The 16,437-nt window shown below is 29.4% G+C and carries 14 protein-coding genes and 1 pseudogene; all 15 read left to right on the top strand.

The features are described 5' to 3' along the window. The first annotated feature begins 283 nt into the window (after nt 1-283). The 15 genes and pseudogenes from Q5F54_RS03905 (at nt 284) to Q5F54_RS03840 (ending at nt 16,309) form a co-directional block, all read left to right on the top strand. On the top strand, nt 284-535 hold the full coding sequence (locus tag Q5F54_RS03905) for a small, acid-soluble spore protein, alpha/beta type (protein WP_277231367.1): 252 nt from the start codon (nt 284-286) through the stop codon (nt 533-535). After that, nucleotides 522-1,268 (top strand): class I SAM-dependent methyltransferase, encoded by a 747-nt coding sequence (locus Q5F54_RS03900; RefSeq protein WP_281537878.1) that lies wholly within the window; start codon nt 522-524, stop codon nt 1,266-1,268. The genes Q5F54_RS03905 and Q5F54_RS03900 overlap by 14 nt, the downstream gene beginning before the upstream one ends. Before the next feature lie 26 nt (nt 1,269-1,294). Then, on the top strand, nt 1,295-2,170 hold the full coding sequence (gene hslO / locus Q5F54_RS03895; RefSeq protein WP_281537879.1) for an Hsp33 family molecular chaperone HslO: 876 nt from the start codon (nt 1,295-1,297) through the stop codon (nt 2,168-2,170). 179 nt (nt 2,171-2,349) lie between these two features. Then, nucleotides 2,350-3,696 carry an RNA polymerase factor sigma-54 gene (gene rpoN / locus Q5F54_RS03890; RefSeq protein ID WP_281537880.1) on the top strand — a complete coding sequence of 449 codons (1,347 nt, stop codon included), beginning with the start codon at nt 2,350-2,352 and terminating at the stop codon, nt 3,694-3,696. A 146-nt stretch (nt 3,697-3,842) separates the two neighbouring features. After that, nucleotides 3,843-4,862, top strand: a complete 1,020-nt coding sequence (locus tag Q5F54_RS03885) for a sugar-binding transcriptional regulator (protein ID WP_071119170.1) — start codon at nt 3,843-3,845, stop codon at nt 4,860-4,862. Between the two features lie 65 nt (nt 4,863-4,927). Next, on the top strand, nt 4,928-5,935 hold the full coding sequence (gene gap, locus Q5F54_RS03880; protein WP_071119171.1) for a type I glyceraldehyde-3-phosphate dehydrogenase: 1,008 nt from the start codon (nt 4,928-4,930) through the stop codon (nt 5,933-5,935). Nucleotides 5,936-6,060: 125 nt separating this feature from the next. After that, the gene (gene pgk, locus Q5F54_RS03875) at nt 6,061-7,260 is read left to right on the top strand and encodes a phosphoglycerate kinase (RefSeq protein WP_071119172.1); all 1,200 of its coding nucleotides are present in this window, start codon (nt 6,061-6,063) and stop codon (nt 7,258-7,260) included. A gap of 164 nt (nt 7,261-7,424) precedes the next feature. Continuing rightward, a complete protein-coding gene (tpiA, locus tag Q5F54_RS03870) occupies nt 7,425-8,168 on the top strand; it encodes a triose-phosphate isomerase (protein ID WP_071119173.1) in 744 nt (247 codons plus the stop codon). A gap of 12 nt (nt 8,169-8,180) precedes the next feature. Further along, nucleotides 8,181-9,707, top strand: coding sequence for a 2,3-bisphosphoglycerate-independent phosphoglycerate mutase (gene gpmI, locus Q5F54_RS03865; protein WP_281537881.1), 1,527 nt, complete (start codon nt 8,181-8,183; stop codon nt 9,705-9,707). 101 nt (nt 9,708-9,808) lie between these two features. Continuing rightward, complete coding sequence (gene eno / locus Q5F54_RS03860) at nt 9,809-11,119, top strand: phosphopyruvate hydratase (RefSeq protein ID WP_281537882.1); 1,311 nt, start codon at nt 9,809-9,811, stop codon at nt 11,117-11,119. A 217-nt stretch (nt 11,120-11,336) separates the two neighbouring features. Next, nucleotides 11,337-11,558, top strand: a complete 222-nt coding sequence (secG, locus tag Q5F54_RS03855) for a preprotein translocase subunit SecG (protein WP_083334988.1) — start codon at nt 11,337-11,339, stop codon at nt 11,556-11,558. A gap of 389 nt (nt 11,559-11,947) precedes the next feature. Beyond that, on the top strand, nt 11,948-13,324 hold the full coding sequence (melB, locus tag Q5F54_RS03850; protein ID WP_281537883.1) for a melibiose:sodium transporter MelB: 1,377 nt from the start codon (nt 11,948-11,950) through the stop codon (nt 13,322-13,324). A 69-nt stretch (nt 13,325-13,393) separates the two neighbouring features. Further along, nucleotides 13,394-15,240, top strand: a pseudogene (locus tag Q5F54_RS13220) (alpha-galactosidase); the annotation flags it as partial. A gap of 108 nt (nt 15,241-15,348) precedes the next feature. Further along, entirely contained in the window at nt 15,349-15,660 is a 312-nt protein-coding gene (locus tag Q5F54_RS13215; protein ID WP_330697370.1) for a GH36 C-terminal domain-containing protein, read from the top strand. Nucleotides 15,661-15,688: 28 nt separating this feature from the next. Further along, nucleotides 15,689-16,309 (top strand): YitT family protein, encoded by a 621-nt coding sequence (locus Q5F54_RS03840; RefSeq protein WP_302333984.1) that lies wholly within the window; start codon nt 15,689-15,691, stop codon nt 16,307-16,309. Nucleotides 16,310-16,437: the final 128 nt, after the last annotated feature.

The following is a 16,437-nucleotide window of genomic DNA, read 5'->3' as shown; positions in this document are numbered from 1 at the left end:
TGTTAACTTATTTAATAATTTTCATACCTTTATTATTAAGTTCGTTTACTATAAATTTATACTAAATTTTAGAATAGAGTATTTTCTTAATAAAAAACTAGATATAGAAGATTTAATATATACAATAGATTAACTAGCATAACTAGTTAATAAAGGTCAAAATATATAAATTAATAAAAACTAGCATTAATAGAATAATAAATTTAATGAAATTATACCCCTTTAAATATTTGTATAAATTTTAGATAGATGATAAAACTAAAAATACAAGAGGTGATTATTTATGGAAAAAGATATTTTAAATAAACCAGGTAAAAAAAGTTCAACAAAATCTAAAAAAAGTAAGATATTGACAGATAATGATATAATGAAATATGAGATTGCATCTGAGCTTGGCCTAATAGACAAAGTTACAGAGCTAGGGTGGGCAGGACTTACTGCTAAAGAAGCTGGAAAAATTGGTGGAATGTTAACATCAAGGAAAAAGCAAAAGAAAAAGGCGGAGGAAGCGAAAAAGGACGATGGAACAGTATAAAGACTTCGCATTCGTATACGATGAACTGATGAATGAAGTTGATTACAACGGATGGGTTAAATATATAGAAGATATAATAAAAAATGAAAATGCTCAAGTTCAAAATATATTAGAACTTGCTTGTGGAACAGGTAATTTAACTATACCTTTAACTAAAAAAAATTATGATATAGCAGGTATTGATATATCAGAAGAAATGCTTAGTGTAGCGAGAGAAAAAGCAGAAAAAGAAGGTGTTGAATTAGTATTACTTCAACAAGATATAGCAGAATTAGATTTTGATGTACCGAATCTAGACTGTATATTATGTGCATGTGATGGATTCAATTACTTAACTTATGATGATGAATTAGAAAGTGTATTTGAAAAATCATATGAATTATTAAAAGATGATGGAGTATTTATATTTGATATAAGTTCATATTATAAATTATCTACTATATTAGGAAACAACATGTATGGTGAAAATAGAGAAGATGTTGCATATATGTGGCAAAATTACTTTGATAGTGAAGAAAATGTAGTAGAAATGGAACTTGCCTTCTTTATAAAAGAAGAAGATGGAAGATTTACAAGATTTGAAGAAGTACATCAACAAAGAGCTTACACAGAGAAAGAAGTTCTTAAAATGCTTAAAAAAGCAGGATTTACTAATGTAAAAACTTATGGAGACTTTACTTTTGAAGATCCAAAAGAAGATAGTGAAAGAATATTCTTTGTATGTAAAAAATAGAATCATTAACGGAGGAATACACTTATATGAAAGATTATGTAATAAGAGCAACAGGTGCAAGTGGTCAAATAAGAGCTTTCGTAGGAATAACTACAAACATGGTAGAGGAAGCTAGAAGACTTCATGAAACTTCAAAAGTTGCAACAGCAGCACTTGGTAGAACATTAACTGCAACTTCTATGATGGGGTTAATGATGAAAAACAAAGGTGATAAGTTATCAGTTATAATAAAAGGTGGGGGACCTATAGGAACGATACTTACTACATCTGATGTAAATGGAATAGTTAAAGGATATGTATCAAATCCTAAAGTTGAAGTTCCTGACTATGAGAATGGTAAGTTAAATGTAGCAGCTGCGGTAGGTACTAATGGAGTTGTTAAAGTAATAAAAGACTTAGGTCTTAGAGAACCATATAATGGAGCTTATCCATTAGTAAGTGGAGAAATAGCTGAAGATTTTACACACTACTTTGCAGTATCAGAGCAAACACCATCAGTAGTTGCATTAGGTGTTTTAACAACTGAAACACATGTAGAATGTGCAGGAGGACTTATAGTTCAATTAATGCCAGATGCTACTGAAGAAACTATATCTCAATTAGAGAAAAATATTCAAAACTTAAAATCAATAACAACTATGCTATCAGAAGGTAAAACACCAGAAGATATGTTAGACATAGTTTTAGAAGGATTACAACCTAGAATATTAGATAAAATAGATGTTAAGTTCGAATGTGAATGTTGTAAAGACAAGGTTCAAGAAGCATTAGTAGCTATAGGAAAAACTGCATTATCTCAAATAATAGAAGAAGACAAACAAGCAGAGGTAGGATGTCAATTCTGTAACTCTAAGTATATGTACAATGAAGAAGAACTATTAAATATCTTAAAAGATATGTAAGTTTTAATATTTTAAAATTATATAAATTTTATACGAAATAAAAAACCTTATATGAAGATATATTATAAATGTTAAAATATATCTGGTATAAGGTTTTTTTATTTTTTTGAAGCGGATGTATTCAAAGTGAATTTTTAATTTAAGTTATATGTAAACAAGGAAGGTTATTAGGTGAAGATATGAATTTTAATAATAGTTTAGAATTAACTCAATCTCAAAAACTAATAATAACTATGCAGTTAAAACAATCTTTAAATATATTAAATATGAGCAAGTTAGAATTAGAGGAAGAAATCAAAAGAGAATATGAAGAAAATCCACTATTAGAAGTGGAAAAAAGCAGCGAAGTAGACTGGGAAAAATATATTAAAAATATTGAAAATTCACGTCCGAGTTATAAAAATGAATTATATTATAATTATGATAATGATATAAACCTAGAAAATATTATAAAAAACACATATAGCTTATATGAAAACCTACATTTACAAGTTAGCTTATATAAAATTAATAAAATAGAAAAAGAAATTTGTGACTATATAATAGATAGCTTAGATGAAGATGGATATTTAAGAATAGATGAAAAATATATAATAGATGAATTAAATATAACTAATAGCTTATTTGAAATGTGTTTAAAAATAGTACAGCAATTAGAACCTGTTGGAGTAGGTGCTAGAAATTTATCTGAATGTTTGATAATACAAATGAGAAATCTTGGAATAGATAATGCGTTATTAGAGACTATAGTATCTAAAGATTTAGATTTAATTGGAAAAAATAAATATAAGGAAATAACTAAGAAATATAATATATCTATGCAAAAATGTGTAAATCTCATAAATATTATAAAAACATTAGAACCAAAGCCAGGGAGAGTATGTTCTGATGAAAAGAGTGTATATATTCAACCTGATGTTATTGTAGAAAAAATAGAAGATGAATTTATAGTTTACATAAATGAAAGTGATAGTTTAAAAATTAGAATAAGTAATTTCTATAAAGAAATTCTAAAAAATTCAAAGTATGATGAAAGTACTAAAAATTTTATAAAGGAAAAATTAAATTCTGCAACAGGATTAGTTAAAAGTATAGAAAGTCGAAAATCTACAATATTAAAGATAGCTAAAGAAATTGTAAAAAATCAAAAGGATTTTTTTGATAAAGGAGAGAAGTATATTAAGCCTATGAAAATGAAAGATATTGCACAAAACTTAGATTTTCATGAGTCTACTATTAGTAGAGGGGTTAATAGAAAATACATGCTAACTCCCTTTGGGATATATGAATTTAAATATTTCTTTAGTAGTGCACTAGAAACTAATTATGATAACTTAGCATCTAGTGTTAGCATAAAAAGAATGATACAGGAGACAATAAAGTCTGAAAATAAGAAAAAACCATTAAGTGATGACCAAATATCAAAAATACTAAATGATAGGGGGATTAATATTGCTAGGAGAACTATTGCGAAATATAGAGAAGAACTTGGTATATTATCATCAAGTAAAAGAAAGCAGTATTAGATTAAATATAAGTTATAAAAAAATATGAAAATATTAGAAAAACTATTGAAAAAAAAATTTATTTAATATAAAATTAAATTATCTTGCGGGACTAAAATAAATACGAGGGACAATTAATGTCCCTTACAAACAATAAGGAGTAGTAAATGAAAGACTTATTAAAGATACAACAAAAACTTATTCCGCAAGTGATTGAGCTTATGGAAAGAAGATACTCTATACTTAGACAGATATCTTTAAGTGAGCCAGTAGGAAGAAGAACTCTATCAAATATACTTGATATAAGTGAGAGAGTTGTTAGATCAGAAACTGAATTTCTTAAAGAACAAGGACTTATAGATGTAGCGGTATCTGGAATGACCATAACATATGAAGGTATTAAACTTTTAGATGAACTCAAAGATGTCATAAATGATGTTATGGGATTATCTACATTACAAGAAAAAGTAAAAAATAAGCTAGGTATAAAAAAGGTTTTATTAGTATCAGGTAGCTTTGATAGTAATAATAGTTTAATAAAAGATGTAGCAAGATGTGGATCAGAATATTTCTTAAGCGTATTGAAGGATGGAGATACAGTATCTGTTACAGGTGGAAGTACTATGTTAGAATTTGCAAATAGTATAAAAACTGATAAAAGATATAATGATGTAACAGTTGTACCTGCAAGAGGAAGTATGGGGAAAGACGTAGAAATACAATCAAATAACATTGTAGCTATAACTAGTAAAAAACTACACTCTCAATATAAGTTACTGAATATACCAGATGAACTAGGCGAGGAATCTATGAAAATGCTTAGTCAAGAGCCTGAAATAAAAAATACCTTAGATTATATACAAAAAACAGACGTATTAGTATTTGCAATAGGTAAAGCAGATGAAATGGCAAAGAGAAGAAAGCTGCCAGAAGATAAGGTTAATGAAATTATATCAAAAGGTGCAGTTGGGGAAGCTTTTGGTCATTACTTCAATGAAAATGGAGAAATCGTTTATAAATTAAATACTGCTGGTATTGATTTAGAAACATTCAAAAATGTTGAAGAAAGTATTGCTATATTCGCAGGTAAAAGAAAAGCGAATGCTTTAATTGCATTATCTAATATAAATAAAAATATAGTCCTTATAACTGATGAAGAAAGTGCTCAGGCTATATTAGAACAATAAATGCCAATCACTAGCATTGCTAGTAAAATATATTATAAATCTTATACATATTAGGAGGAAACAAAATGGTTAAAGTTGCTATAAACGGTTTTGGGAGAATAGGAAGATTAGCTTTAAGAAAATTAATGGAGCAAACAGATAAGTTTGAAGTTGTTGCTATAAATGACTTAACAGACGCTAAAACATTAGCTCACTTATTCAAGTATGACTCTGCTCAAGGTAGATTCAATGGTGAAATAGAAGTTAAAGAAGGTGCTTTCGTAGTTAATGGACAAGAAATAAAAGTTACTGCTGAAAGAAACCCAGCTGACTTACCATGGGCTGAATTAGGGGTAGATATAGTATTAGAATGTACTGGATTCTTCACTTCTCAAGAGAAGGCTGGACTTCACTTACAAGCTGGAGCTAAGAAAGTTGTTATATCTGCACCAGCTACAGGAGATTTAAAAACTGTAGTATTCAATGTAAACCATGATGTATTAGATGGTAGTGAAACAGTTATATCAGGAGCTTCTTGTACAACTAACTGTTTAGCACCAATGGCTAAAACATTAAACGATGTATTTGGATTACAAAAAGGATTTATGACTACAATACATGCATACACTAATGACCAAAATACATTAGATGGACCTCATGGAAAAGGTGACTTAAGAAGAGCTAGAGCTGCTGCTTCTAACATAGTTCCTAACACTACAGGAGCTGCAAAAGCTATAGGTTTAGTTATACCTGAATTAAAAGGTAAATTAGACGGAGGAGCTCAAAGAGTTCCAGTTATAACTGGTTCTTTAACTGAATTAGTTTGTACATTAGACAAAAAAGTTACAGTAGAAGAAATAAACGCTGCTATGAAAGCTGCTGCTAACGAATCTTTCGGATACACTGAAGAGCAATTAGTTTCTTCTGATATAGTAGGAATGAACTTCGGATCATTATTCGATGCAACTCAAACAAGAGTTATGGAAGTAAACGGAGAGCAATTAGTTAAAGTTGTTTCTTGGTACGATAACGAAATGTCTTATACAGCTCAATTAATAAGAACATTAGGATACTTCGCTAACTTAGCTAAGTAATTTCATATAAGTCCGAGTTTGTAGCACTTTGCTACAAATTACGGACTTTTTTAAGAGTAGATATATTAAATAAAAAGTATTATGAATTATACCATTAGGGTTTCTTTTTGAGAGGAGAGATAACGATGTCAATGCTTAACAAAAAAACAATAGAAGATATAAATGTAAACGGAAAAAAAGTTTTAGTAAGATGTGATTTCAACGTTCCATTAAAAGATGGTGTTATAACAGATGAAAATAGATTAAATGGAGCACTTCCAACTATAAAATACTTAATAGAAAATGGAGCGAAAGTTATATTATGCTCTCATTTAGGAAAACCAAAAGGGGAAGCTAAACCAGAATTATCTTTAGCACCAGTTGCAAAAAGATTATCTGAAATGTTAAACAAAGAAGTAGTATTTGCTGCAGATGATAATGTTGTTGGAGAAAATGCAAAAGCAGCTATAGAAAAAATGGAAAATGGAGATGTAGTTTTACTACAAAATACAAGATATAGAAAGGAAGAAACTAAAAATGAAGAAAACTTCTCTAAAGAATTAGCTTCACTTGCTGATGTATATGTAAATGATGCATTCGGAACAGCTCATAGAGCACACTGTTCAACAGTTGGAGCAGGAGAATTCTTAGAAGAAAGAGCTTGTGGATATTTAATACAAAAAGAATTAAAGTTCTTAGGGGAAGCAGTTGAAAATCCTGTTAGACCTTTCACAGCAATATTAGGGGGAGCAAAGGTATCGGACAAAATAGCTGTTATAGAACAATTATTAGAAAAAGTAGACAACCTAATAATAGGTGGAGGAATGGCATATACATTCTTAAAAGCTCAAGGATATGAAATAGGAACTTCTTTAGTTGAAGAAGAAAAAGTAGAATACGCTAAAGAAATGATGGAAAAAGCAAAAGCTAAAGGTGTTAAATTATTATTACCTATAGACAATGCTGTTGCTGATAAATTTGCAGATGTTGCACCTGTTATAACAGAAGATGCTAATATACCAGAAGGATTTATGGGACTAGATATAGGACCTAAAACAATAGAAGAATATGTAAACACTGTAAACGCTTCTAAAACAATAGTATGGAATGGACCAATGGGAGTATTTGAATTTGAAAACTTCGCAAATGGTACATTAGCTGTTGCTAAAGCTATGGCTGCATTAACTGATGCTACTACTGTAATAGGTGGTGGAGATAGTGCTGCTGCTGTAAACCAATTAGGATTTGGAGATAAAATGACTCATGTATCAACTGGTGGAGGAGCTTCTTTAGAATTCTTAGAAGGTAAAGAATTACCAGGTATAGTAGCTTTAGATAACAAATAAATTTGTAAATTACTATAAAGTACTTTAAAGTACAATATATTTAGATAAATTTGACCACAGTTTAGCTTTACAAAAGTAAAGCTACCTTAAAATAAAATAATTAAGTCAAGAGAAATCTGATTATCAGATTTCTCTAAGATTTAATCTTATTGGGAGGAATATTAATGAGAAAACCAATAATAGCAGGTAACTGGAAAATGCACAAAACTATAGCGGAAGCTTTAGAATTTGTGAATGAAGTTAAAGATAGAGTAAACAATGATAAAGTAGAAGCTGTTATATGTGCGCCTTTTACATTATTAAAAGATTTAAAACAAGCAACAAAAGGCACTAACATAAAGATAGGTGCTCAAAACATGCACTTTGAAGAAAAAGGGGCTTTCACTGGTGAAATATCACCACTTATGTTAAAAGAATTAGATATGGACTATGTAGTAATAGGACATTCTGAAAGAAGACAATACTTCAATGAAACTGATGAAACTGTAAACAAAAAAGTTTTAAAAGCATTAGAAGTTGGAATAGATCCAATATTATGTGTTGGTGAAACTTTAGAAGAAAGAGAAGCAGGAAACACTAAGGATGTTTGTAAAGTTCAAGTTGAAAAAGCTTTAGAAAATGTATCTAAAGAAGATTTAGCTAAGGTGGTTATAGCTTACGAACCAGTATGGGCTATAGGAACTGGAAAAACTGCTACATCTGAAGATGCTAACGATGTTATAGCTTACATAAGAGAAGTTGTAGCTAATCTTTATGGTGAGTTAGCAAATGAAGTTAGAATCCAATACGGAGGAAGTGTTAAACCTTCAAACGTAGCTGAAATAATGAATCAAAGTGATATAGACGGAGCTTTAGTAGGTGGAGCTAGTTTAGAAGCTAATGATTATGTAGAGCTTGTTAATTTCTAAGGAGAGACATATATGAAAAAACCAGTCGCTTTAATAATAATGGATGGATTTGGAGAAAGCAAAAATACTGATGGTAATGCTATAGCATCTTCAAATACACCTAATTTAGATAAAATAATGAATGAATATCCTCATACATTAATCCAAGCTAGTGGACTTGATGTAGGTCTTCCAGATGGACAAATGGGTAACTCAGAAGTTGGCCATACTAACATTGGTGCAGGAAGAATAGTATATCAAGATTTAACTAGAGTTAGTAAAGCTATAGAAGATGGAGATTTCTTCACAAATGAAGCTTTACTAAAAGCTATGGAAAATGCAAAAGAACATTCTCTTCACTTAATGGGATTACTATCTAATGGTGGAGTGCACTCTCACATAGATCATTTAAAAGCTTTAGTGAAAATGGCTAAAGAAAATGGTGTAGAAAATGTATTTGTACATGCATTTACAGATGGAAGAGACGTAGATCCAAGAAGTGCTTTAGAATTTATTGAAGATGTAGAAAACTATATGAAAGAAGTTGGAGTTGGTAAAATAGCTTCAGTTTCTGGTAGATACTACGCTATGGATAGAGATAAAAGATGGGAAAGAGTTCAGCTTGCATATGATGCAATGGTTAATGGAAAAGGAAATACTGCAACTTCTGCTAAGGAAGCAATAGAAAAATCTTATGCTGATGATAAGAATGACGAATTCGTTGTTCCTACAGTTATAGTTGAAGATGGGAAACCATTAGGACTAATAAAAGAAGGTGATTCTATAGTATTTGGTAACTTTAGACCAGATAGAGCTAGAGAAATAACTAGAGCTATAGTTGATACTGATTTTGCAGGATTTGAAAGACCAAATATGAATACATTCTTCGTATGTTTAACTACATATGATGTAACTATAAAAAATGTAAATGTAGCATTTAAACCACAAAGTTTAGAAAATACATTAGGTGAATATTTATCATCAAAAGGAAAGAGCCAATTAAGAGCTGCTGAAACTGAAAAGTATGCTCACGTTACATTCTTCTTTAATGGTGGAGTAGAAGAAGCAAATGATGGCGAAGATAGATTATTAGTTCCATCTCCAAAGGTTGCAACTTATGACTTACAACCAGAGATGAGTGCTTATGAATTAACAGATAAATTATTATCTAAAATAGATGAAGATAGATATGATTTAATAGTAGTAAACTACGCTAACCCTGATATGGTAGGGCATACAGGTGTTATGGAAGCAGCTGTAAAGGCTGTAGAAGCTGTAGATACTTGCGTAGGAAAAGTAGTAGATAAAATACTTTCTAAAGGTGGAGCTGCAATAATAACTGCTGACCACGGTAACGCAGAGTATATGTGGGATGCAAATACAGAGTCAACTGTAACAGCTCACTCAACTAATCCAGTGCCATTTATGGTAGTAGGGGAAGAATTAAAAGATGCAAAATTAAAAGAAGATGGTAGGTTATCAGATATTGCACCTACAATCTTAGATATGATGAATTTAGAGAAACCAGAACAAATGACTGGTCACTCTTTAATAAAATAAATTTTATAAAATTATAGATTACAGAAAAATTCAAAATTTACCCATCAAATAAATTTTAATATGATGTAATTTAATATACAAATTGGAGAGGAGATATACATATGTCAGTTATAGAATTAGTATATGCAAGAGAAGTATTAGATTCAAGAGGAAATCCAACAGTAGAGGTTGAAGTAGCATTAGAAAGTGGAGCAGTAGGAAGAGCTATAGTTCCATCAGGAGCTTCTACAGGAGCTTTCGAAGCAGTTGAATTAAGAGATGGTGACAAGGGAAGATACATAGGAAAAGGTGTAGAAAAAGCTGTTGCTAACGTAAATGAAATAATAGCTCCAGAATTAGAAGGAATGGATGCTTTTGATCAACCTGCAATAGATGCTTTAATGATAGAATTAGATGGAACACACAATAAAGGTAAATTAGGGGCTAACGCTATATTAGGTGTTTCTATGGCTGTTGCTAGAGCTGCTGCTGAAGAATTAGGATTACCATTATTCCAATACATAGGTGGAGTTAACGCTAAGCAATTACCAGTTCCAATGATGAACATATTAAACGGTGGAGAACATGCTGATAACAGTGTTGACGTTCAAGAGTTCATGATATTACCAGTAGGAGCTAAGTCATTCAGAGAAGGATTAAGAATGGGTGCAGAAGTATTCCACTCATTAAAGAAAGTTCTTTCAGAAAGAGGATTAGCTTGTGGTGTAGGTGACGAAGGTGGATTCGCTCCAAACTTAGGATCAAACAGAGAAGCTTTAGAATTAATAGTTGAAGCTATAGAAAAAGCTGGATACAAGCCAGGAGATGACGTAAGATTAGGTCTTGACGTTGCTGCTACAGAAATGTACGATAAAGAAACTAAACTTTATGATTTAAAACACGAAGGTAAAAAATTAACTGCTGAACAAATGGTTGATTTATACGAAGAGTGGGTTAACAACTTCCCAATAGTAACAATAGAAGACGGTTTAGATGAAGAAGACTGGGATGGATGGAAAGTATTAACTGATAGATTAGGAAAGAAAGTACAATTAGTTGGAGACGACTTATTCGTTACTAACACAGAAAGATTAGAAAGAGGAATAGAAGCAGGTGTTGCTAACTCTATATTAATAAAAGTTAACCAAATAGGTACAATAACTGAAACTTTAGATGCTATAGAAATGGCTAAGAGAGCTGGATACACTGCAGTTATATCTCACAGATCAGGAGAAACAGAAGATACAACTATAGCTGACTTAGCAGTAGCTGTAAACGCTGGACAAATAAAAACTGGTGCTCCATCAAGAACTGATAGAGTTGCTAAGTACAACCAATTATTAAGAATAGAAGAAATGGTTGGAGAGCAAGCTAGATACTGTGGAATGAAGTCTTTCTACAACTTAAAGAAAGAATCTGTTCTTGTAAAATAAATTAATTACAAATTTAATATTATTTAAAAATAAATTTTGAAAAAATGGTCCCTATACAGTATATTTGTATAGGGATTATTTGTATATTACACAGTTGTTAAGATATTGAATAGAAGGTTAATTTTAGGCTACATACCTTGAATTGACTACATTAGTGTGATATATTAAAGTATAAAGCAATTTTATAAATAAAATAGTAGGAGGTGGACATATGAACATAAGTAATATACTAATGGGAGTACAAGTTGTACTAGCAATAGTTCTTATATTAAGTATAATGCCACAAGATACAAAGAGTGCAGTTCCATCACAATATGGTGGTGAAGGAAACCAAAGCTACTTCAAACCAAAAGGAAAAGAAGCTTTCTTAGGAAGAGTAACAAAAATAGCTGCAGTATTATTCTTTATAAATGCAATAGCTATGCTTTTAGTTAAATAATTGGCCATTATTTAGCTTATTTATTTTAAGAATTAAATTTAATTTTTAAAAAGAAAATGTCTAATAATTTTATTAGACATTTTTTTTATACATCAATTATAAATTTATATTACTAAAACAAATATTACTATCTTCTTTAATAGCACCTTTAATTAAATTGTAAAGCAATTATCTATGTTTTAACAAATTATAGTGTAATAAATATTAAAAATAAAATAAACAGACATTTAACCATATTATCCCTACATAAATATGTTTAAAAAATATACGAAAATAGATATAATTAAGTTATGGAAAACGGTTTCTGAAGGATATCTAAATTTATTCAATATAATATAAAATCAAAACATGTAAGGAACCATAAAATTTTATTTTTGGGGGGAATTTAGATGCAAAAGTTAACATCTAGAGAAAAGTATTCTTATGGAATAGGAGCATATGGTAAAGATTTAGCATGTGGGATAGTTTATACATTTTTAATGATTTATTTTACAGATGTAGTTGGAATCAATCCAGCATTTGTAGGAACATTATTTTTAATGGCAAGATTATGGGATGCCATAAATGACCCAATCATGGGAATGATTGTAGATAATACAAGAAGTAGATTTGGTAAGTTTAGACCGTGGATATTTATAGGAACAATATTAAATTCAGTTGTACTATTTTTATTATTTAGAAAACCGGATTTAGAGGGAACATCACTTTATTTATATTATTCAGTTATGTATATATTATGGGGAATGACTTATACAATAATGGATATACCATATTGGTCAATGATACCAACATTAGCAACAACAAAAGAAGATAGAGAAAAAATATCAGTAGTACCCAGAATATTTGCAAGTTTAGGTGGGCTTACAGTAACAACATTTGGTATTGCATTGGTAAACAAGCTTGGAAATGGAAACCAAATAAAAGGATTTGAATATTTTGCATTGGGAATAGTAATTATATTTATAATATCTACAATAGTAACTTGTATAAATGTAAAGGAAAAGACACAAGTACAAGTTAATAATGAAAAAGTAAATATAAAGCAAGCATTCAATATACTTAAACAAAATGATCAATTATTAGTATTTATTGGAATTGTTTTGGCATATAACCTTGCAATGCAATTGGCAGGTGGTGCAGCTATTTATTACTTTAAATATGTAGCAGGTAAAGAAAGCTTATTCTCATTATACTCTTTCTTTAAAGTAGCAGAAATAGGTGGACTTATGTTATTCCCAGTAGTAACAAGAAAAATAGGAAGACAGCAAGTATTTAGAATGGCAACTATATTACCGATGTTTGGTTTAATAACATTATTTATATCTGGGTTAATAGCACCTCAAAGTATATTATTTATATCAGTATCAGCAGTTTTATTAAACTTAGGTTCAGGATTTTTATTAGGTTCAACTACTGTAATGCTTGCAGATATAGTTGATTATGGTGAGTATAAATTAGGAAGTAGAAATGAAAGTATAATATTTTCAGCACAAACATTATTGGTTAAATTAGCATCTGCATTAAGTGGATGGTTAATAGGTGTAGGATTATCATTAATAGGATATGTAGCTGGTGCAGCGGTACAATCAAATATAACTATAATAGGAATAAGAGTAATAATGACAATAATACCTTCAATAGTTGCTTTAGTTATGTATGTTATATATAAATCTAAGTATAAAATAAATGGATCTTTCCATGATGAGATATTACAAGTTATAGGAAGTAGAAAAAAAGTAAAGGTTCTTAATATAAACAATAAATAATTTTGATAGATAATTAGATTTAAACTTAGTTTAAAAATATATATAAACTAATATACGGAGGGATAGAGTATGCCAATATTATTTAACCAAAAAACTAAGGAATTTCATTTATATAACTCAGAAATAAGCTATATATTAAATATAATGAAAAATAATCAACTAGGACAATTATATTTTGGAAAAAAAATAAAGCATAGAGATTCATTTGAACATTTATTTGAAATTGTAAATAGATCATTAACAGCTTATGTATTTACAGATGATAATAAATTTTCATTAGAAGAATTAAAGCAGGAATATCCATCTTATGGAACTACTGACTTTAGATATCCAGCATTTGAAATACACCAAGAAAATGGAAGTAAAATAACTAATTTTGAATATGTATCTCATGAAATTTTTAGAGGTAAAAAGAAATTAGAAAGCCTGCCAGCAACATATGTAGAAGAAGATAATGAAGCAACAACTTTAGAAATAACACTTAGAGACTCACTTATAAATACAGAGGTAGCATTAAGTTATACAATATATGAAAATTTACCTGTAATAACTAGACATTCAAGATTTATAAATTGTGGAGATAGTAATTTAAGATTAACTAAAGCTATGAGTTTAAATCTTGATTTACCAGATTATGATTATGAAATGATTCAATTATCAGGTGCATGGTCTAGAGAAAGACATATAAAGACTAGAAAATTAGAGCAAGGTATACAATCAATATATTCACTAAGAGGTGCAAGTAGCCCAAATCATAATCCATTTATAGCACTTAAAAGACCTAATGCTGATGAACATAATGGGGATGTATATGGATTTAGCTTAGTATATAGTGGAAATTTTTTAGCTCAAGTTGAAGTAGATACACACTCTCAAACAAGAGTATCCTTAGGGATAAATCCACATGGATTTGAATGGCATTTAAATGCGAATGAAGAATTTCAAACACCAGAAGCTGTAATGGTTTATTCAAGTGAAGGTCTGAATAAGATGAGTCAAACATATCATACACTATATAGAACAAGACTTGCTAGAGGATATTGGAGAGATAGAGTTAGACCAATATTAATAAATAACTGGGAAGCTACTAAATTTTCTTTCAATGAGGAAAAATATTAGATATTGCTAAATCGGCAGCTGATGTAGGAATAGAATTATTTGTACTTGATGATGGATGGTTTGGAGAAAGAAATGATGACTATAGAGGATTAGGGGATTGGTATCCAAATACTAATAAATTACCAAGAGGTATATCTGGCTTATCTAAAAAAGTAAATGATTTAGGTTTAAATTTTGGTTTATGGATTGAGCCAGAAATGGTAAATAAAGATAGTGAATTATATAGAAATTATCCAGACTGGATAATAAGTACACCAAATAGATCTGATTCTCATGGAAGAAATCAATATGTATTAGATTTCTCAAGACATGAAGTTGTAGACTATATACATGAAATGATATCTAAAGTTCTTAGAGAATCTAATATATCTTATATAAAATGGGATATGAACAGAAGTATAACAGAGTGTTACTCAAAAGCATTTCCTAAAGAACAACAAGGCGAAGTAATGCACAGATATATATTAGGTGTATATGATTTATATGAAAGACTAATAAATGAATTTCCTAAAATATTATTTGAATCTTGTTCAAGTGGTGGCGGAAGGTTTGATCCAGGTATGTTATATTATGCACCTCAAGCTTGGGCAAGTGATGATTCTGATGCAATAGAAAGATTAAAGATACAATATGGAACATCAATGGTTTATCCGATAAGTAGTATAGGTGCTCATGTATCAGAAATTGTTAATCAACAAGTATTTAGAAATACACCAATAGAAACAAGAGCTAATGTTGCATATTTTGGAGCTTTTGGGTATGAACTTGATTTAAATGAATTAACAGAACTTGAAAAACAAAAAGTTAAAGAACAGGTAGAGTTTATTAAACAATATAGAGAACTTATACATAAAGGAAAATTCTATAGACTGCAAAGTCCATTTGAAAATAATATAACAGCATGGATGGTAGTATCAGATGATAAAAAAGAAGCTATAGTTGGATGGTATAAAGTTTTAAATGATGTAAATGAAAGCTTTAAAAGGATAAAGTTAAAAGGATTAAATGAGAATTTAAATTACTATATAGAACAAAAAGGTGAATATCATTATGGTGATGAACTTATGAATCTAGGTATGATAACTAGTGATTATGCAGTAGGGGATCCGTGTAATGAAGAAATATTACCATATATGGAAGATGAAAAAGAACTATATTGTAATGGAAGTAGAGACTTCTTATCTAAACTATTTATTTTAAAAGCAACTGAAGAATAAAATACTATTATAATAAAAGGTGGACATTATGAAATTACAATATAAAAAGTATATGATTTTTTTATTAGGGATAGCAATATTAACATTAGGAGTATCAATGACAGTAAAATCAGATATTTGGGCAGGTTCTTATGATTCTATAAATTTTGCTATTGCAGATATATTAAACACAAAAGTATCTTTAGCAATAAGTATGACAGCTTTTCTTGTATTAATAATAACAGCGTATATAAGAAAAGGATTTATAAGAATAACAACATTTATAACATCTGTTATAATGGGATTGTTTACAGATGTGTGGGTTAAAGTGGTTGATTTAATACCAGTTGATACGATTTTAAATAAATTGATATTATTTATAGTTGGAATGATACTTGTGTGTTTAGGAATAGCACTTTATATGATACCAAAGTTACCAACTAATCCAACAGATGATTTAATGGTAGCATTAACAGAAAAAAAACTTAGTATAAAAAAATCTAAAATGATTATAGATATTATATGTATAGTTTTAGCATTCATTTTAAAAGGACCAATAGGTATTGGAACAATAGTACTTACATTTTTGGTTGGTCCTATGGTAGATATGTTCTATAAGATACTTATAAAATATATAGATTTTAATGAACTAGAAGAATCATTGAGTTAATAAATAAAAAAGTGTAACTTATATTAAAATGGATCCTATATGGTGGACACGAGAAAAAGCGTGTCTGTCTATAATGGGATCTTTTTTTGTACAATATTAACTAAGAGGTGATTATAAGATGAGTAAAA

The organism is uncultured Romboutsia sp. (assembly GCF_958366745.1).
Lineage (GTDB): Bacteria > Bacillota > Clostridia > Peptostreptococcales > Peptostreptococcaceae > Romboutsia > Romboutsia timonensis.
The sequence above is the reverse complement of the archived record's forward strand: the minus strand, read 5'-3'. Positions and strand labels throughout refer to the sequence as shown.